This window comes from Streptomyces sp. NPDC003036 (genome assembly GCF_040611175.1).
GTDB lineage: Bacteria > Actinomycetota > Actinomycetes > Streptomycetales > Streptomycetaceae > Streptomyces.
The window spans coordinates 58,473-76,821 of sequence record NZ_JBEXNO010000004.1; the positions used below are offsets into that span (position 1 = coordinate 58,473).

Genomic DNA, 18,349 nt, shown 5'->3' on the forward strand with positions numbered 1-18,349 from the left:
ACGGGCCGCGCGCGCCTTCCGTATGGAACGGAGCGGTTCTCCCCTCCCGGGATTGGAGTTCCATGGGACGCACACGAAAACGCTCAACACTGGCCAACCGGGCGATCGCCGCCTCGGCTGCCCTGATACTGGGCGGGGGTGGGCTGGTAGCGGCCAATTTCTACGCATCCGCGGGCGAGGGCTGGTCCAGCCCGCCGCCTCGGCAGCAGAACACCCTCAATGCCGGGCAGCAGATCTCCACGATCGACTGTCCCGAAGTCGCCAACGGCCTTCCTCAGGTGCCCGCGCAGGCACGCGGGGAGGTGGACCGGGAACTGGCCAACATGGACAGCCAGATCACCGAGGCGTATCAGCGGTTCGCCGAGGAGAAGCAACGAATCCGGCAGGATCCCCGGTTCGCCGACAATGCCATTCTCAATCCGCTCAAGGACAAGCGGCTGGCCGCCATCGAACGGATCGCCGTCGCCATCGGCCGGAGCGCGGACCGCCCCGAGGGGCTGCAGAGCATGGCGCCCTGCACCCTGCGCGCGGACGACGCCGCCACGTTCGGTGGGGGCGACAACCAAGGTCAGGACCAGGGTCAGAACCAAGGCCAGAACCAGGGTCAGGACGGCCAGGGCGACGACCAGAACCAAGGACAAGGGCAGGGGCAGGGACAAGGACAGGGGCAGGCCGGCAACGGGCCCGTCGCCGGGGACTTCGTCGACATCCAGTCCGTCCAGCCGAATGTCCGCACCCCCCGCCAGCTGCGCGGCGCCTCCCGCGGCAGCTTCGTCACCGACTGCGGCCGCAACGAGAACGGCAAGTTCAACCCGGACAACGTCATCGTCGCGCCGGGCGTGAGCAATGGCGCCCACCATATGCACGACTACGTCGGCAACCAGGCCAACGACGCTTTCGCGAGCGACGGCGATCTCGCCCGCGGGCAGACCACCTGTCGCAACCAGGGCGACAAGTCGACCTACTTCTGGCCCGTACTGCGCCTGCAGAACGGCCAGAACGAGAACGACGCCAATGCCGACGGCGGCGGAAAGGACCAGAACGTCGGCGAGATTCTGACCCCCTCCCAGGTCACCATGAATTTCGTCGGCAACCCGGTCTCCAAGGTGTCCCCGATGCCGCGCTTCCTGCGCATCATCACCGGGGACGCGAAGGCGTTCACGAACGGTGACGCCAATGCCAACGCGTCCTGGAGTTGTACCGGATTCGAGAACCGCCAGCTCAAGGACAAGTACCCGATCTGCCCGCAGGGCAGCCAAGTGGTGCGCACCTTCAAGTTCCAGAGCTGCTGGGACGGCCAGAACACCGACAGCGCGAATCACCGCACGCATGTCGCCTTCGCCGACGGGAGCGGACGCTGTCCGCAGGGCTTCCGGGCCATTCCCCAGCTCGTGCAGCGCATTGTCTACGACGTACCGCAAGGGACGGTCTTCGCGGTCGACTCGTTCCCCGAGCAGCTCCACAAGCCGATCACCGACCATGGAGATTTCATCAATGTCTTCAACAGCAGGCTGATGAACCAGATGGTGAACTGCATCAACGGCGGTCGCCGTTGCGCCTGATCACCATCTGATCCACCAGCCCTCCCCCCCTGCGCGGTCAGCTCCCGTGGTGACCCGAGTGGGACCCTTCGTGCGACGCACCGGTCTCCACTTCACCACCGAGCCGGCCGCGCAGTGCTGTGACCACCTTCTGGTCGCCGGACAGCACCCACTTGCGGCCCACCAGGTAGGCGCCGCCGTAGTCGTTCGCCGCGTTGATCCACTCGCGCTGGCCGCGGTCGGTGGCGAAGGTGGTCAGGACGTACGTGCCGTCCTTCGTCTCGCACCTCGCCTGGCGCAGTTCCTTCGCGTCCGTCGAGATCTCCGGCTCGCAGGCGGCCTTCTCGGCGAGCTGCTCCAGGGTGCCCGTCGCGGTCGGCGCCGTCGGCGGCGCCGCATCGGGCTTTCTCTCCGCCTCACAGGCCGCGAGGGCCGGAAGGGTCAGGGATATCAGGGCGGCCGCCGCCACCCGGGCCGTACGCGTTCGTCGTTCCGTGCGCATCTGGCCATCGTGCCGGTTCGCACCCCTGTTCCGGGTGCGAACCCGAGGTAACGTGCGACCCCTCACGCACCTGATGGCTCGTCAGCACCGTGGAGGAGCGCCGTGGCCGGAGTACCGACCGGAGTGTCGAGACGTACGTTGCTGGGGACCGCCGGAGCGATCGGCGCGGGTGCCGCCCTCGCCGGGAACGGGCAGCACGCCATGGCGTACGGAACCGAGGAGGACGCGCCCGGGAGCAAGAGCGGTACGGCTGCGGCCCGCGCCGCCCTCGCGCGGCTCCTGCCGGACCACGCGGACCAGTTCCGCCTCCGCCACCTCGGGGGCGGCCCGGAGCGGTTCCGCGTCACCGGGGCCCCCGGCCCGGGCCCCGGCCGCGTCGAGGTCGCGGGCACCGGCCCCGCCACCCTCCTCACGGGCGTCCACTGGTACCTGAAGTACGTCTGCGGCGCCCACATCTCCTGGTCCGGCTCCCAGCTCCGCCTGCCCCGCACGCTCCCGGCCCCGCGCGAGCCGCTCGCGCACGAGGCGACCGTCCCGCACCGGTTCGCCTTCAACGACACGCACGACGGCTACACCGCGCCGTACGCCGACTGGGCGCGCTGGGAGCGGCTCATCGACGTCCTCGCCCTGCACGGCTTCAACGAGGTCCTCGTCACCGTCGGCCAGGAGGCCGTCTACCACCGGCTGCTGAGGGACTTCGGCTACTCCGACGCCGAGGCCCGCGCCTGGCTCCCGGCGCCCTCGCACCAGCCCTGGTGGCTGCTGCAGAACATGAGCGCGTACGGCGGACCGCTCGACCCCGGGCTGATCGCCCGCCGCGCCGCGCTGGGCCGCCGCATCGCGGACCGGCTGCGCGAGCTCGGCATGGCCCCGGTCCTGCCCGGGTACTTCGGCACCGTCCCGGAGGGCTTCGCCGCCCGCAACCCCGATGCCCGCACCGTTCCGCAGGGCGTCTGGGCGGGCCTGCGGCGCCCGGACTGGCTGGACCCGCGCACGCCCGCGTTCCGGCGCGTGGCGGCGGCGTTCTACCGCCACCAGGCGGACCTCTTCGGCGACGTACGCCACTTCAAGATGGACCTGCTGCACGAGGGCGGCTCGGCGGGCGACGTGCCCGTCCCGGACGCCGCCCGGGCCGTGGAGGCCGCCCTCCGGGAGGCCCGGCCCGGCGCGCTCTGGGTGATCCTCGGCTGGCAGTCCAACCCGCGCCGCGAGCTGCTCGACGCCCTCGACACCACCAGGGTCCTGGTCGTGGACGGGCTCTCCGACCTGGAGACGGTCACCGACCGCGAGCGCGACTGGGGCGGCGCCCCGTACGCCTTCGGCACCATCCCCAACTTCGGCGGCCGCACCACCCTCGGCGCCAAGACCCACGTGTGGGCGGAGCGCTTCACCGCCTGGCGCGACAAGGCCGGCTCGGCGCTCGCCGGGACGGCGTACATGCCGGAAGCCGCCGAGCGGGACCCCGCCGCCCTGGAGCTGTTCTCGGAGCTGGCCTGGCGGCGCGAACCCGTCGACCGGGTCCGCTGGTTCGAGGCGTACGCCGACCTGCGGTACGGCGGCCGGGACGCGGACGCGCGGGAGGCGTTCGCGGTCCTGCGGGACACCGCGTACCGGATCACCAGCCGCGACGGCCGCCCCCACGACTCCGTCTTCGCCGCCCGCCCCAGCCTGGACGCCCGCTCGGGCGCCCACTACGCCACCCACTCCCCCGCCTTCGACTCCGCCGACTTCGACAGGGCCTTCGCCGCGCTGCTCGGCGTACGGGAGCCGCTGCGCCGTTCGGACGCGTACCGCCACGACCTCACCGACCTGGGGCGGCAGGTCCTCGCCAACCGCTCCTGGCACCTGATCGGACAGCTGAAAGCGGCGTTCACACGCAAAGACCCGGATACCTTCCGCGCCCTGTCCCGGCTGTGGCTGCGGCTGATGCGGCTCAGCGACGAGATGACCGGTTCACACCGCGCGTTCCTGCTGGGGCCGTGGCTCGCGGACGCGCGCCGCGAAGGGCTGGAGCGCACCGCGCGCGTGCTCGTCACCACCTGGGCGGACCGCCCCACCGCCGACGGCGGGCGCCTCGCCAACTACGCCAACCGCGACTGGTCCGGCCTCATCGCCGACGTCCACCTCCCCCAGTGGCAGGCGTACCTGGAGGAACTGGAGGACGCCCTCGCCCAGGGCCGCGCCCCGAAGGCCTTCGACTGGTACGCCCTCGAAGAGGCCTGGACGTACGGGACGAAGACCTACCCCCTGCGGCCGCGGAACGATCCGTACGCAACGGCGCGAAGGGTCCACGACGTCCTGGCCCGCGCGCCCTACCAGGGCACGGTCACCGTCTCCGCCGAGCCCGCCGCGCTCTCCCCCGGCGGCACCGCGCTGCTCACGGCTGCCTTCCGGAACACCAACGGTCTGCGCGCCACCGGCCGCGTCGGCTTCACGCTCACGGGCTTCGGCGACCAGCCGCCCCTGGAGCTGCCGCCCGTCCCGCCCGCCGGCACCGGAGAGGTCTCCTGGGGCGTCACCGCCCCCGCCCGCCCCCTCTCCGCCCCCGTCGAGCCGCTCCCCTACGAGCTGCGCACGACGTACGGCCCCGAGGGCGAGGAACCGGTCACCGCCGTCCAGCAGGGCAGCCTGTACGTCGCCGGGCCCCTCCGGGACACGGCGTGGCGTACGTACGCCACCAACGGCGCGGTCTTCGGGCAGCTCGGCGACCGGTACGCCGTCAACGGGGGCGGCGCGGACCTGTGGAGGGCCACCGCCGAGTTCGGCGCCCTCTACAGGGAGGGGGCTTTGGCGGACGGCTCCGCCCTGACCGTACGGGTGGACTCACAGGACGCGACCGGCGCCTGGGCGCGGGCCGGGATCGTCGTCCGCGACTCCCTCGCCGCGCCGCGGTCGCCCGGCTTCCTCAACCTGGCGGTGACCCCGGCGAACGGCGTGGCGCTGACGTACGACGCGGACGGCGACGGCGCCGTCGACACCTACCGGCGGATCACCGGCGTCACGGCCCCGGTGCTGCTGCGGCTGTCCCGCGCGGGCGGCGCGTACACCGGCGCCTGCTCCACGGACGGCGGCACGACGTGGCGTACGGTCGCCACGGTGCGCGTGCCGGGCGCGGCGGCCGTGCAGGACGCGGGCCTGTTCATGACGGCCGCGAACGGCGGCAGCGGGGCGCGCGGCACGGTGGTGTTCAGCGGACTGACGGGCTGGTAGCCCGGGACCGGGAGTCACGGGCGCCAGGTGACCATCCCAGGATTCGCTCGTTCTGCTGAACGTGAGCACCCAGGAACTGGCTACCCCCGCCCCCGTCGACGTCGAACAGGCCGAGGCGGCGCTCGTCGAGCACTACCCCCGGCTCGTCCGCATCGCCTATCTGGTGCTGCCGCCCTCCCTCGGCCGCAACCGCCGCGTCCTGACCGCCCACGCGCTCGTGCAGCGCGCGCTGCCCCGCCGCCGCGGCGCCGGCGGCCAGGGCGGGATGCCCGGGCAGCGGCGGACGGCGGAGGACGCGGTCGACCCGGGGTACGCGTACGTACGCGGCCAGGTGCTGCGCCAGGCGCTGGAGGCGGGCCTGCCGCTGAGGCGCCGGGCCTGGCCCAAGCGGGCGCAGCTGCCGCCGCTGCTGCCCCAGGTGTGGGGCCTGCGGCTGTTCCCGCGCTCCGGCGGGGCCGACGAACTGGCCCTGGACCAGCGGCTCTCGGCGCTGTCCGGGCCGGGCCGCGCGGCGTACGTGCTGCGCGGGGTGGAGCGGCAGGGCGACGCGGAGGCGTGCCGGGTGCTGAAGGCCGCGGGGGTCGAGGACCCGGAGGCGGCGCTCGCCGAGGCGGACACCATCACGGCGGGGCACGCCCTCCTGGAGTCCCCCGAGTTCGACCCGTGCTCGCTCCAGGCCCGACCGACGGACCTGATGCGGCGGCGCCAGCACACCAAGGCGGCGCTGGCGGCGCTCGCGGCCGCGGTGGTGTGCGGGGCGCTCCTGGCGCTGCCGGGCGAGGGCTGGGGGCCGGACGGCGCGGCCGCTCCGGCGTACGCCCGCAACCCCGTCTCCGAGGCGGCGCTGGACCCGACCCATCTGCGCAGGGTGTCCCCGGCCATGTGGCAGCGCTCGGCCCGTACGGACTTCTCGGTGTGGCCCGCGCGGGGCGGGCTGGTGAACGACACCGCGCTGCTGCGGCGGGCGCTCGCCGTCTGGGCGCGGCCCGGGCGGACGGTGCAGGTGTCGGCGGCGCCGGGGACGCCGCCGGGGCCGCCGATGGGCCCGCCGCAGCTGCTGTTCGCCGGGGAGGTCGACCAGGCGCGGGTGGTGCTGTTCCACGACGGCCTGCGAGTGGTGCGGTACGCGGAGCCGACGAGCGGTACGGCCGGGGCGGCGCTGGACTTCGTCCGTACGGACGGCGCCGACACGGCGTCGGCGGGCGCCCTGGTGGTGGGCCGTACGAAGGCCAACGTCCGCTATCTGACGGCGCCCTGGGTGCGGGACGTGGCGGTACGGGACCTGCTCAGGCCGTCGGAGGCCACGCGGCCGCTGGAGCGGGACGCGTACGGCGTGACCGGGCCGATGCTCAGCCCCGTCGCGCCGAGCCAGTGCCGCACGTGGGACGCCCTGGAGGTGCGCGACGGCGTGTCCACGCGCGTGCTGACCGACCTCGGCGAGCTCACCCCGGCCCGGCTCACCTCGGGCCCGCCGTCGGCCCCGGTGGACGTGACGGACGACGCGGCGCGCGCGGAGTGGGCGCGTACGGCCTGCCTCCTGCCGATGGTGCGCTCGCACGGCGTACGGACGGTGAACTCCTGGCGGTTCGCGCAGCAGGAGCTGCCCGCCGAGGGGGGCACCGCGCGGTGGCTGTGCACCCGCGCGGAGACCTGGCGGGGTACGGGCGGCAAGGTGCTGGCCCAGTTCCAGGCGCCGGAGGCCGCGGCGTCGTCCGAGCCGCACGCGGGTGCGGTCACGGCGGGCGCGGTCGTCGCGAAGGCCGACGACTCGCCGGCGTGCGGGGCGCGCGATCCGCACGTCCTGGCGGGCGCCCTGTGGAAGGCGCCCGCCGGGCAGTGGTACATGGTCGCGGCCGGCAGCCCCGAGGTGACGTCGATCGCCGTCTCCGGGGCGGTGACGGGAGCGTCGGACGACCGGCTGCTGGCCGTGGCGGTGGAGGAGAAGCCGGCCAAGCGGATCGAGCTCGGCGGGCGGCTCCAGGACGGTACGCGGGTCAACAGCCTGCGCTGAAGTACCCCGTGCACGACCCTGTTGCCGACGGCGTACCCATCAGTACATTGACGCCATGTCTAACACGCAGCCGGCGGCGAGGACGTCGGAGCGGATCGAGCTGAAGGCCCGGAAGGTCTCCTTCGACTGGGAGGAGACCCCGCTCCACTGGGTTCCCGGCGACCCGTTCACCACCCACACCATCAATGTGCTGCACCTGCTGCTCCCGGCCGGGGAGCGCTGGTTCATCCACGTCTACCGGCAGGTCCTGCCGTACATCCGGGACGACCGGCTGCGTGCGGACGTCATCGGGTTCATCGGCCAGGAGGCCGTGCACTCCCAGGCGCACGACGACGTGCTGCCGCACCTGAAGAAGCTGGGGCTCGACCCGACCCCGTACACCGCGCAGGTCGACTGGCTCTTCGAGAAGCTCCTCGGGGACCGGACGCTGCCGCCCGGCAAGGCGCGGCAGTGGTGGCTCATGGAGCGGGTGGCGCTGATCGCCGCGATCGAGCACTACACCGCCTTCCTCGGCGACTGGGTGCTCAACGCCGAGGAGCTGGACCGGCGCGGCGCGGACCCGGTGATGCTGGACCTGCTGCGCTGGCACGGCGCGGAGGAGGTCGAGCACCGCGCGGTCGCCTTCGAGCTGTTCCTGCACGTCGACGGCGGCTACCGGCGGCGCGTCCGCACGTGGGCGACGGCGTTCTCGGCGCTGGTGTTCCTGTGGCAGCGCGGGGTGCGGTTCTTCATGGAGAACGACCCCTCCCTCCTGGACGGCAAGGCGACGCTCGGGGACTTCGTCCGGCGCGGGCGGCAGGGCGTCCTGCCGTCGACACCGGACATGCTGCGCTCGATACCCCGCTACCTGAGCCGCGCCTACCACCCCTCCCAGGAGGGCAGTACGGCCCAGGCGGTCGCCTACCTCGCCTCCTCCCCGGGAGCCAACGCAGTCAACGCCGCCCACGGAGGTCACTGAGCCATGCCACCCCGTCTGCGTACCGTCGTCCTCGCCGCCGGAGCGGCGCTGCTGGCGAGGCGGGCTCTGCGCCGCCGCATCCAGGCGGCTCCGCTGTGGCCGCTGCCCGCCCTGGAGGAGCCCGTCTCGGGCCGGGGCCGCCGGGCGTCCACCGTGCGCCGCCGCGTGCTCGTCACCGGGCGGAGCTCGCCCGCCGAAGGGGTGGTCCAGCTGCGGCTGGAGGGCACCGGGCTGCCGCCGTGGGAGCCGGGCGCGCACCTGGACGTGGTGCTGCCGTCGGGGCTGGTGCGGCAGTACTCGCTGTGCGGCGACCCGGCCGACGCGGACACATACACCATCGCGACCCGACTCGTCGAGGACGGGCGGGGCGGCTCCCGGGAGGTGCACGAGCAGCTGCACGAGGGCACGGAGGTCGAGATCCGGGGGCCGCGCAACCGCTTCCCGCTCGTCGCCGCGCCCGCGTACGTCTTCGTCGCCGGCGGCATCGGCATCACGCCCGTGCTGCCGATGGTGCGCGCGGCGCGGGCGGCGGGCGCGCAATGGCGGCTGCTGTACTGCGGGCGCTCGCGCGCGACCATGCCGTTCCTGGACGAGGTGGAGGCGCTGGGGAACGTCACGGTGGTGGCCGAGGACGAGGCCGGGCTGCCGGACGTGGGCGCCTTCCTGGCGGACGTGCCCGAGGAGGCCCAGGTCTACTGCTGCGGCCCGGACGGGCTGATGGACGCGGTGGCCGGGGCGCTTCCCCCGGGCGCCACCCTCCATCTGGAGCGGTTCGCGCCGGGCGGCGCCCCCGGCGCGGGCGGCGGGGCCTTCGAGGTCGAACTGCGCCGCTCCGGCCGTACGGTGGCGGTGGCGGCGGACCAGTCCGTGCTCGCCGCCGTGCGCGCGGAGGTGCCGCACGTGTCGTACTCGTGCGAGCAGGGGTTCTGCGGGACCTGCCAGCAGCGGGTGCTGGAGGGCGAGGTGGACCACCGGGACGAGCTGCTGACGGACGACGAGCGGCACGACTCGATGCTGATCTGCGTCTCGCGCTGCCGCGGCGAACGGCTGGTCCTGGACCTGTAGGCCCAGGACAACAGGGCCTACGGGAGCAGCAGCCAGTCGGCGGCCAGCGCGGCCAGCAGGCCGCCGCCGAGCAGCCAGGTGCCCAGCCGGGTACGGCCGTTGCGGCTGAGCTCGATCACGACGCCGCACAGGATCATGGCCAGTCCGTACACTCCGACCACCAGCACGGAGGTGCGGCTGGCCAGCCGCAGCACCAGGACGACCGCCATGGCCACCAGGAGGACCGAGGCGGCGGCGATCCGCAGGCGCCGCGCCTGGCGCGGGCTGAGTCCGGCGTGCGGTTCAGGGTGCGGTCCGGCGTCCGGAGCGTGCGGGGTTTCCTCGTCGGAGAGGCTCATGTCCGGCAGCGTAACGGAAGGTGTAGCGGGCACTGTTCGAAGGGACGGTTAGGCTGTTCGGCATGACGACCGGGGTGCGCCGCAGGATGGGCGTCGAGGAGCGCAGACGCCAGCTGATCGGTGTGGCGCTGGAGCTGTTCAGCCACCGTTCCCCCGAGGACGTGTCGATCGACGAGGTCGCCGCCGCCGCGGGCATCTCCCGGCCGCTGGTGTACCACTACTTCCCCGGCAAGCAGAGCCTGTACGAGGCCGCCCTGCGGCGCGCGGCGGACGAGCTGGCGGCCCGCTTCGAGGAGCCGCACGAGGGCCCGTTGGGCGCGCGGCTGCTGCGCGTGATGGGGCGGTTCTTCGGCTTCGTGGAGGAGCACGGGCCGGGCTTCGCGGCGCTGATGCGCGGCGGTCCGGCCGTCCCCGCAGGCGGAGCCTGCTCAGCAAGCACAGTCTCCACGACGAACGCGATGATCGACGAGGTGCGGCAGGCCGCGTACGAGCAGATCCTCTCCCACCTGGGCGTGGCCGACCCGCCCGCCCGGCTGGAGCTGGTCGTACGGTCCTGGGTGTCGCTCGCCGAGTCGACCGCGCTGCTGTGGCTGGACGGGCGCCGCATCCCGCGCGCCGAGCTGGAGCTCCAGCTGGTGCACGACTTCGCGGCGCTGGCGGCGGTGAGCGCCGCGTACGACGACGAGATGGCGGCCCTGGTGCTCCGCATGTTCGCGGACGAGCCGGCCGACGGGCCGCTGGGCGACCTCATCGGCCGGCTCGACGCGCTGCTGCCGAGGGCGCGGGCCCTGTCGCAGGTTCCGTCTCAGCGCCTGCGGTAGGACCGCTCGAAGTCGTGGGCCTCGGCGGAGAGGTGCACGGCGAGGCCCTCCACCGGCTTCACGTGCGCGGGGAGGAGCGCGAGGACGGCCTCCGTCAGCCGTCCCTTGACCTCGTCCGTACGGCCGGGCGCGAGCCTGATCGCGACGTGGATCACCGCGCCGTCGACGGAGCCGTCGCCCACGACCGTCTCCTCGGCGCGGCGGAAGCGGGACTTGCAGTTCGAGACGTGGGTGCTGACGGTGTCGGCCACCACCGGGTGCAGGGCGAGGGCGAAGCCCCGCCGGTCGAAGGCGTCCTCCAGGGAGGCCGAGTAGTCGACTCTGATGTGCGGCATGGGGGTGGTCACTCCTGTCTCGTGTGAGTGGTGCGCCGCTTCACGATAGGCGGGCGCCCTGCCGTCGGCAGGGCGCCCGCGGTCAATCCGTCACCGTTCGCCTCAGCTGCGGCTGAAAACCGCCACCGTGCGGGCCGGAACCGTGAAGGTGCCCGAAGTCACCGCGTAGGACGACGACTTGACCGTGGCGTCGGCGCCCCCCGCCTGGACCGGGTGGAGGGCGTAGCCCTGGCCGGCGAGCGCGGGGACCTTCTGGGCCTGCTCCTTGGGGGTGGCGTTGAAGACCACGACCAGGTCGCCCAGGCGCATGGTGATCACACCGGGGGTCTCCTCCTTGCCGGAGAGCGGGAAGGCGAGCGCGGACTGGACCTGGTCGGCCGTGGAGAGGCTGAAGGCCTTCTCCGTCGTACGGATCTTCAGCAGGTCCCGGTAGGCGGCGGAGGCTCCGGTGATCTGCGGGCAGCCCACCGTCAGGGACGGAGACGACAGGAGCGGCTTGCCGAAGGACCACTTGTCCTTGTTGTCGGCGGCCGGCGGCAGGCCGCGCCCGAAGCCGTTGCCGGCCCGGCAGTCCCAGTTGAGGACGTTGAACCAGTCGCCGCTGTCGTACGAGTTGCGGTCCAGCGACTTCGAGCGCAGCAGGTCGGTGCCCGCCTGGGAGAGCGCCGGGCCCTGGGAGAGCGCGGCGGTGGCCATGGCGAGGACCTGCATCCTGGCCCGGTCGTCGGGGGAGGTGGCCGCCGGGAGCTTGAAGGCGAGCGCGTCGTACAGGGTCTCGTTGTCGTGGGCGTCCGCGTAGGCGAGGGCGTCGCCGGGGGCGGCGGCGTAGCCGGCGGGGGCGCCGTTGTAGTCGACTTCGGCGCCCTTGACCTGCTTCCCCGAGGTGTCGGTGAAGGTGTAGGAGGCGAGGTTGCCGGTCAGGCCGACCTTGATCAGGTCCTGGTAGTGCAGGAGGCGGGCCTTCTGCTCGGCCGGGGTGCCGTTCGCCTTCGAGGTGTTGGGGTCGGTGAACAGGCCGGAGGCGAAGCCCTGGACGCCGGGGTCGGCGTCGAAGGGGCCGCCGCCGCGGACGGCGTCGCGGGCCCGGTCGGAGAAGGTCGCGATCCCGGTGCCGGCCATGTTCTTCTGGGTGGCCTGGACGAAGCGGGCGTCGTCGGCGATCTCGCCGAAGTTCCAGCCCTCCCCGTACAGGATGATCTTCTTGCCGTCGACGCCGTCCTTTTCGAGGGTCAGGGCGTCGAGGGCCTCGCGGACGGCGAGCATGTTGGCCTTGGGGTGGTGGCCCATGAGGTCGAAGCGGAAGCCGTCGACCTTGTACTCCTTCGCCCAGGTGACGACCGAGTCGACGACGAGCTTGCCCATCATCGTGTTCTCGGGCGCGGTGTTGGCGCAGCAGGTGGAGGTGGCGACGGTGCCGTCGGCCAGCAGCCGCTGGTAGTAGCCGGGCACGATCCGGTCGAGGACGGACTTCTCCGACTGGCCGCTCGCGACGGTGTGGTTGTAGACCACGTCCATGACGGTGCGCAGCCCGGCCTGGTTGAGGGACTGCACCATGCGCCGGAACTCGACCGTGCGGCGCATGCCCTCCGGGTCGGAGGCGTACGAGCCCTCCGGGACGGTGTAGTGCAGCGGGTCGTAGCCCCAGTTGTACGCGTCCTTGGCGGCGGCCTTCGCCACACACGCCTGCTGCTCGTCGGAGTCGGGCGCGTACACCTTCAGGTCGCAGGCGGGCGCGGTCTGGCCGGACTTCTTCTCGGGGATGGTGCCGATGTCGAAGACGGGCAGCAGGTGGACGTACGACGTGCCGCTCGCGGCCAGCTTCCGCAGGTGCTTCATGCCGTCGGACGCGGTGTCCGTGAAGGCGAGGTAGCCGCCGGGGTGCTTCGAGGTGCGGTCCGCGACCGAGAAGTCCCGGACGTGCAGCTCCTGGATCTGCGCGTCGCGCAGCGGGGTCGCGGCGGGCTTCTTCAGGGTGGTCCAGCCCGCCGGGACGAGGGCCGGGTCGGCGAGGTCGGTGACCAGGCTGTGGACCGAGTCGGTGGTGAGGGCGGTGGAGTACGGGTCGGTGACCTTGTTGGTGACGACCTTCTGGACGCTGGGCGCCCAGACCGTCACCTCGTACCGGTACGGCTTGTTCCGCCAGCTCTTGCCGCCCGTGACGGACCAGACGCCGGTCGCGGCGTCGCGCTTCATCGCCACGCGCTTGCCGTCGAGTTCGAGGGCGACGTTCTGCGCGGTGGGCGCCCAGACGGAGAGGGTGGGCGTGCCCTTGCGGAAGACCGGGCCGAGCGCCGTGGCCTGCGCCTTCGTGCCGTACAGGTCGTCGAGGACGCCCGGGATCTGGACGCCGGTGGCGGCGAGCAGGGCCCCGTTGGCGGCCCTGTGCGTGGCGATCAGCTGGCCGCGCAGCGCGTCACGCACCCGGTCGCGGTCGCGCGGGTCGAGGGTGAAGGCTGGGTAGTCCTTGAGGTGCGGGTACTCGGCCTTCTGGGCGTCGGTGAGCGCACCGGGGTTCAGCCGCAGCCAGCGGCCCTCGTCGGAGAGGGCGCCCTTGGTCGCGGTGATGGAGCCGTCCCGGTCGTACACCAGCTGCTGGCTCGTCCCCGGCGTGGCCTTCACCTTCCAGACGACGGTGTCGGCGTCGATCCACTGGGCCTCGGCCTTGGTGAGGTCGAGGGCGGGCGCGGCGCCCGAGGTGGGCAGCAGGTAGCCGGTGTCGCCGGTGAGGAGCCAGACCTCCTTGCCGTACGTGCCGAAGTCGAGCGACCGGTCGGCGGGGATGTCCTTCTCGTCGCCCTTGTGGACGATGTAGGAGAGGGAGGTGGCCCCGGCGGCGAGCGGTACCTCGAAGGTGAGGCCGAAGGCGTCCTTCCTCACGGGCTGGAGCGGCTTGGACCAGTCGGTGGGGGTGGCGGCGCCGGTCCAGGTGTGCAGGCCCCAGCCGTCGTAGTTCCCGTCGGGGCGGTGGTAGTGGATGACGGCCTTGCCCGGGTCCTGCGGCGGGTACGCGCCGTCGGGCGCCTTGTCCGCCTGGCCGTCCGCGCCCTGCTTGATCCAGACCTCGCCGGTGGCGGAGAGGTCGAGGACACGCTGCGGGCCGTCGGCGGTGCCGTTCTTCTCGACGGTGTACGGGACGGACGTGGCGCCGTCCTCGACCTTGACCCAGGCGAAGGCGCCGTACGCGTCACGGCCGGCGAAGGCGGCGGTGGCGGAGCCCGTCCTCAGCTGCCAGCCGTCGTAGTCGCCGTCCGGGCGCTGGTAGTGGACGACCGCGTAGTCCCGGTCGACGGCGCTGGGCTTGCCGGGCTTCGGCGCCTGCCCGGCGGTGGTGGTGGCGAGGGCGCTCGCGGTGCGGCCGGTGCTGTCGACGACGACGGCCTTGTAGCGCAGGGCCGTTCCCGCGGGGGCGGTGACGGTGTGGGTGACCTTGTACGGGGCGTGGTCGGCGGAGCCGAGGACCTGCCACTTCCCGGTGCCCTGCTGGGCGGCGAAGACGACGCGGTTCAGACCTCCGCCGTCGACGTCGGCGGTGACCTCGACGGTGCCGATGGCTCCGGCGGCCGGGGCTTTGAGCGCGATGGCCGGCCTGGCGGCGGGGGCCGGGACGGGCTTGCCCGCCTTGAGGACGACGGAGGACAGGGCGGGGACGGTCAGCTTCAGCGTCTGTCCGCCGGTGACCGTGCCGGTGCCGCCGTACACGTACCGGAAGGCCGTGTCCGGGGAGTCGGTGGCGAGCTCCACGGTCTTCGGGGCGGTGGCGTTGTTGACGGCGACGACGTACTCGGTGCGCGCCTTCGTCTCCGCGCCGGAGAAGCGGGAGAAGGCGTACACGCCCTGCCCGCTGTCGGCGTGGCGCTCGGTCTGGACGCCGTCGCGGAGCGCCGGGTGCGCCTTGGTGAGCCGGGAGAGCGCGGCGATGGAGCGGTAGAGGGGGTGGCCGGTGTCGTACGCGTCGTCGGCGTGCGTGCGGTCGGTGCCGAGCTGGTCGTCGTCGAGGTAGTCGGCGGTCTTCGACGCGAACAGGGTCTGGCGGGCGTCCTTGTCGCCGCCGGCGCCGGTGAAGCCCTGCTCGTCGCCGTAGTAGACGACGGGGTTGCCGCGGGTGAGGAACATCAGCTCGTTGGCGAGCCGGTAGCGGGCCACGAGCTCCTCGTCGCCGGCCTTGGCGTTGTCCTGCTTCAGGAAGGTGCCGAAGCGGCCCATGTCGTGGTTGCCGAGGAAGGGCACCGACTCGTAGGCGTTGGCCTTGTCGGTGGTGTAGCGGTAGTCCTGCGCGAACAGCTCGGAGAGCTTGGTCGCGGGGCCGCCCTGGGAGGCGTACCGGCGGGCGGCGTCCTGGAAGGGGAAGTCGAGGGTGGCGTCGAGCCGGCCCCGGGTGACGTAGGGGGCGGTGACGGCCGGGTCGGCGGAGTACACCTCGCCGAACATGAAGAAGTCGTCGCGGCCCTGCTTCGCGGCGTACGCGTCGAGGGCGGTGGCCCACTGGGTCCAGAACTCGGTGTTGACGTGCTTGACGGTGTCGATGCGGAAGCCGTCGATGTCGAAGTCGCGCACCCAGCGCTGGTAGATCTTCTCCATGCCCTCGACGACCTCGGGGCGCTCGGTCCACAGGTCGTCCAGGCCCGCGAAGTCGCCGTGCGTGGAGGACTCGCCGGCGAAGGTGGAGTCGCCCCGGTTGTGGTACATCGCCGGGTCGTTGAGCCAGGAGGGGACCTTGAGGTTCCGCTTCTCCTCGGGCACGACGGGCGTACGCGGGAAGGCGTCGAGGTCCGTCCTCGGGAAGCGCCGGGTCCCGTCGGCGTAGTCGGCGTCGTCGAAGGGGACGCCGTCCTTCGTCAGGTACGGGAAGGCGCCCTTGGAGAGGTAGCCGTAGGACTTCTCCTTGTAGTCGACGACGTCGGCGGTGTGGTTGGTGATGACGTCGAAGAAGACCTTCATGCCCTTGGCGTGGGCCTTGTCGATGAGCGTCTCCAGGTCGGCGTTCGTGCCGAAGTGGGGGTCGACCTGGGTGAAGTCGGTGATCCAGTAGCCGTGGTAGCCGGCCGAGGCGTCCTTGCCCTCGCCCTGCACGGGCTGGTTCTTGAAGATCGGCGCCATCCAGATGGCGGTGGTGCCCAGGCCCTTGATGTAGTCGAGCTTCTCCGTCAGGCCCTTGAGGTCGCCGCCCTGGTAGAAGCCCTTGTCGGCGGGGTCGTACCCGGTGGTGAGGCGTGTGCCGGTCAGGCCGCCGCGGTCGTTCTTCGGGTCGCCGTTGGCGAACCGGTCGGGCAGCACGAAGTAGAACTGCTCCCGGGTCAGGTCATGGCGGGCGGGCTGGGCGGCGAGCGCCTGGTCCGACGGCGGCGCGGGCGGCCTGGGTGCCGCGGCGGCCGGGAGCGCGGGCACGAGCGCGGCGACCGTCGCCGCCGCGAGGGCGGCCGCGGCTGCGCGCGGCAGGGTTCTGGATCCGGTGCCGGATCCGGAGGGGGGCCGTATCAAGGGGGTTCTCCTCGGGGAGGGTTGCGGAGAAGGGGCCCCGCGCCCGGGGAGGTCCGGGCGCGGGGCGTGAAACGGGTGGGCTCAGGCGCGCCAGGTGTCGTTCAGGGTGACCTTCCCGGAGGCCGGGACGGTGGCCGTGCGGTTGGCGCCGCTCTCCCAGGTGACGTTCCCGGCGGCGTCCTTGCGGACGTACTTGTACGCGAAGGTGGTGCCGGCCGGCAGGTTCACGTCGAGCTTCCAGACGGGGTACGCCGCCGGGTCGAGCTTGAGCGCGGCGGCCGGGTTCCAGCTGCCGAGGGCGGGCTGGTCGCCGGTGACGTAGATGTTCTCGCCGGGGACGGTGGTGGCGTGGACGGCGAAGGACGCGCCGGTGGTCACCGGGGTGGTGGTCCCGCCGGAGCAGGTCCGCGCACCCGCGTGCAGGGCGAGCGCCGTACCGGCGCCGAGGGTCGCCGTGAACTGTCCGGAGCCGTTGACCGTGACCGGCCGGTTGGACTGGACGTCGCAGTAGTCGCCGGCGGGCAGCGACGTCTGGAAGGTGCGGGTGAGGGCGGACGTCTCGTGGTTGAGGGCCACGTACGCCTTGTCGCCGCGGCCGAAGGCGATGGCGTCGGCGCCGTTGTCCCACCAGTTCGTGACACCCTGACCGCGGGCCACGTTCCGGAGGGCGACCATGGAGGCGATCTCGCGCCAGGCGTGCTGGCACTTCCAGCCGTCGCTGTAGCAGGCGTTCACCTGGCCGCCGGCGGGCGGGCCGGCGTCCTTGTCGGTCCACTCGTAGCCCGAGTGGACGTCCGGGGAGCCGTACGGCCAGGCCAGCATGAAGACGTTGGCCAGCGTGTAGGCAGAGCCGCTCTTGTAGCTGAGGGTGTCGCCGACGCGCTCGGTGTCGTGGTTGTCGACGAAGACGGCGGACTTGCCGGACTCCATGTAGCCCCAGGCCTCGCCGAAGTTCTTCAGGTAGGCGAGGTTCTCGCCGGTGAAGACGCGCTTGAGGTCGCGGGCGTACCGGAACTCCTGCACATCGCCGCTGCCGAGGTACTCGCTGGGCGAGACGGCCTCGCCGGCGCCGTGGATGGCCTCCTGCTTCCAGTAGACGTCCGGCCGCGTGAGCTTGGACTTGATGGCGGTGAGGTCGGCGGCCGGCATGTGCTTGGCGGCGTCGACGCGGAAGCCGTCGACGCCGAGCGACAGCAGGTCGTTCAGATAGCCGGCGATCTTGGTGCGGACGTACTCCTCGCCGGTGTCGAGGTCGGCGAGTCCGACGAGCTCGCAGTTCTGGACGTTGCCGCGGTCCTGGTAGGTGGTGATCTGGGCCGTGCAGTCGTCCATGTCGGGGGCGGAGTACAGACCGGGGTAGCCGTACTTGGTGTACGCCGTCCCGCCGGTACCGGTGCCGTTCCCGGCCGCCATGTGGTTGATGACGGAGTCGGCGACGACCTTGACGCCCGCGCCGTGGCAGGCGTCGACCATGTTCTTGAAGGCGGTACGGTCGCCGAGGCGCCCCGCGATCTTGTAGCTGACGGGCTGGTACGAGGTCCACCACTGGCCGCCCTGGATGTGCTCCTGGGGCGGCGAGACCTGAACGTAGCCGTATCCGGCGGGGCCGAGCTGCTCGGTGCAGGCCTTCGCCACGGAGGCGAAGTTCCACTCGAAGAGCACGGCGGTGACGTCCTTGGTGCCGGGCGGCGCGGCCTGCGCGGGGGTGGGGGGCGCCGTGAGGGCGACCGCGGCCCCCGCCACGAGGGTGGCGAGGGCGAGCGCGGCGGCCACGGGCTTTCTGGCCATGGTGCCTCCTGGGGAAGGGAGGTGCGGATGCGACGGTGCAGCCTCGTGCGGCAACGCGCCATGCCCGCAAGGCCGGTGGACGTGAAGGTTCTTGCTGCAAGAAAGCAGCAACGGTTTTCGGTCGAGACCGTACGAGCCCGTCGGCGTACGGTCAACCCCTCGAACACGGTCCGGTTACACCCCGGAAATCCGCGGGTTCCCTCGCTGCAAAGTCTTTCGCAAGCAGTTGCAGCGGTGCTACTTTCAACCAGCGCTCCGGTCCGGTCGGCCGAGGGTCCCCTCACCCCGGGGCCCCACGCGCC

At 72.5% G+C, this 18,349-nt stretch carries 11 protein-coding genes; 6 read left to right on the forward strand and 5 right to left on the reverse strand.

Going from position 1 to position 18,349, the window contains the following annotated elements; translation table 11 throughout:
* Positions 1 to 62 precede the first annotated feature (62 nt).
* The gene (locus ABZX67_RS04355) at positions 63 to 1,562 is read left to right on the forward strand and encodes a DUF1996 domain-containing protein (protein ID WP_355354302.1); all 1,500 of its coding nucleotides are present in this window, start codon (positions 63 to 65) and stop codon (positions 1,560 to 1,562) included.
* A gap of 37 nt (positions 1,563 to 1,599) precedes the next feature.
* Here the strand turns inward: ABZX67_RS04355 and ABZX67_RS04360 are convergent, their stop codons facing one another.
* Positions 1,600 to 2,043 (reverse strand): hypothetical protein, encoded by a 444-nt coding sequence (locus ABZX67_RS04360; RefSeq protein WP_355354305.1) that lies wholly within the window; start codon positions 2,041 to 2,043, stop codon positions 1,600 to 1,602.
* 201 nt (positions 2,044 to 2,244) lie between these two features.
* On the opposite strand from ABZX67_RS04360, the gene ABZX67_RS04365 reads away from it, so the two are divergent.
* The 4 genes from ABZX67_RS04365 to ABZX67_RS04380 all read left to right on the forward strand — a co-directional run bounded on the left by ABZX67_RS04365 (position 2,245) and on the right by ABZX67_RS04380 (position 9,287).
* Entirely contained in the window at positions 2,245 to 5,253 is a 3,009-nt protein-coding gene (locus ABZX67_RS04365) for an alpha-N-acetylglucosaminidase (RefSeq protein WP_355354702.1), read from the forward strand.
* A 61-nt stretch (positions 5,254 to 5,314) separates the two neighbouring features.
* Complete coding sequence (locus ABZX67_RS04370) at positions 5,315 to 7,264, forward strand: hypothetical protein (RefSeq protein ID WP_355354308.1); 1,950 nt, start codon at positions 5,315 to 5,317, stop codon at positions 7,262 to 7,264.
* A 55-nt stretch (positions 7,265 to 7,319) separates the two neighbouring features.
* Positions 7,320 to 8,222: a metal-dependent hydrolase gene (locus ABZX67_RS04375; RefSeq protein ID WP_355354311.1), complete on the forward strand. Its 903-nt coding sequence runs from the start codon at positions 7,320 to 7,322 to the stop codon at positions 8,220 to 8,222.
* Between the two features lie 3 nt (positions 8,223 to 8,225).
* Entirely contained in the window at positions 8,226 to 9,287 is a 1,062-nt protein-coding gene (locus ABZX67_RS04380; RefSeq protein ID WP_355354314.1) for a PDR/VanB family oxidoreductase, read from the forward strand.
* A 17-nt stretch (positions 9,288 to 9,304) separates the two neighbouring features.
* Here ABZX67_RS04380 and ABZX67_RS04385 read toward each other — a convergent pair whose 3' ends face one another.
* The gene (locus ABZX67_RS04385) at positions 9,305 to 9,625 is read right to left on the reverse strand and encodes a hypothetical protein (RefSeq protein WP_355354317.1); all 321 of its coding nucleotides are present in this window, start codon (positions 9,623 to 9,625) and stop codon (positions 9,305 to 9,307) included.
* A gap of 62 nt (positions 9,626 to 9,687) precedes the next feature.
* On the opposite strand from ABZX67_RS04385, the gene ABZX67_RS04390 reads away from it, so the two are divergent.
* Complete coding sequence (locus ABZX67_RS04390; protein WP_355354320.1) at positions 9,688 to 10,446, forward strand: TetR/AcrR family transcriptional regulator; 759 nt, start codon at positions 9,688 to 9,690, stop codon at positions 10,444 to 10,446.
* Here the strand turns inward: ABZX67_RS04390 and ABZX67_RS04395 are convergent.
* From ABZX67_RS04395 to ABZX67_RS04405, 3 genes are all read right to left on the reverse strand, one after another.
* A complete protein-coding gene (locus ABZX67_RS04395) occupies positions 10,431 to 10,781 on the reverse strand; it encodes an isomerase (RefSeq protein WP_355354323.1) in 351 nt (116 codons plus the stop codon). The genes ABZX67_RS04390 and ABZX67_RS04395 overlap by 16 nt on opposite strands.
* 102 nt (positions 10,782 to 10,883) lie before the next feature.
* Entirely contained in the window at positions 10,884 to 16,217 is a 5,334-nt protein-coding gene (gene pulA, locus ABZX67_RS04400) for a pullulanase-type alpha-1,6-glucosidase (protein ID WP_355354705.1), read from the reverse strand.
* A gap of 123 nt (positions 16,218 to 16,340) precedes the next feature.
* Complete coding sequence (locus tag ABZX67_RS04405; RefSeq protein ID WP_355354326.1) at positions 16,341 to 18,047, reverse strand: carbohydrate-binding module family 20 domain-containing protein; 1,707 nt, start codon at positions 18,045 to 18,047, stop codon at positions 16,341 to 16,343.
* Positions 18,048 to 18,349 lie beyond the last annotated feature (302 nt).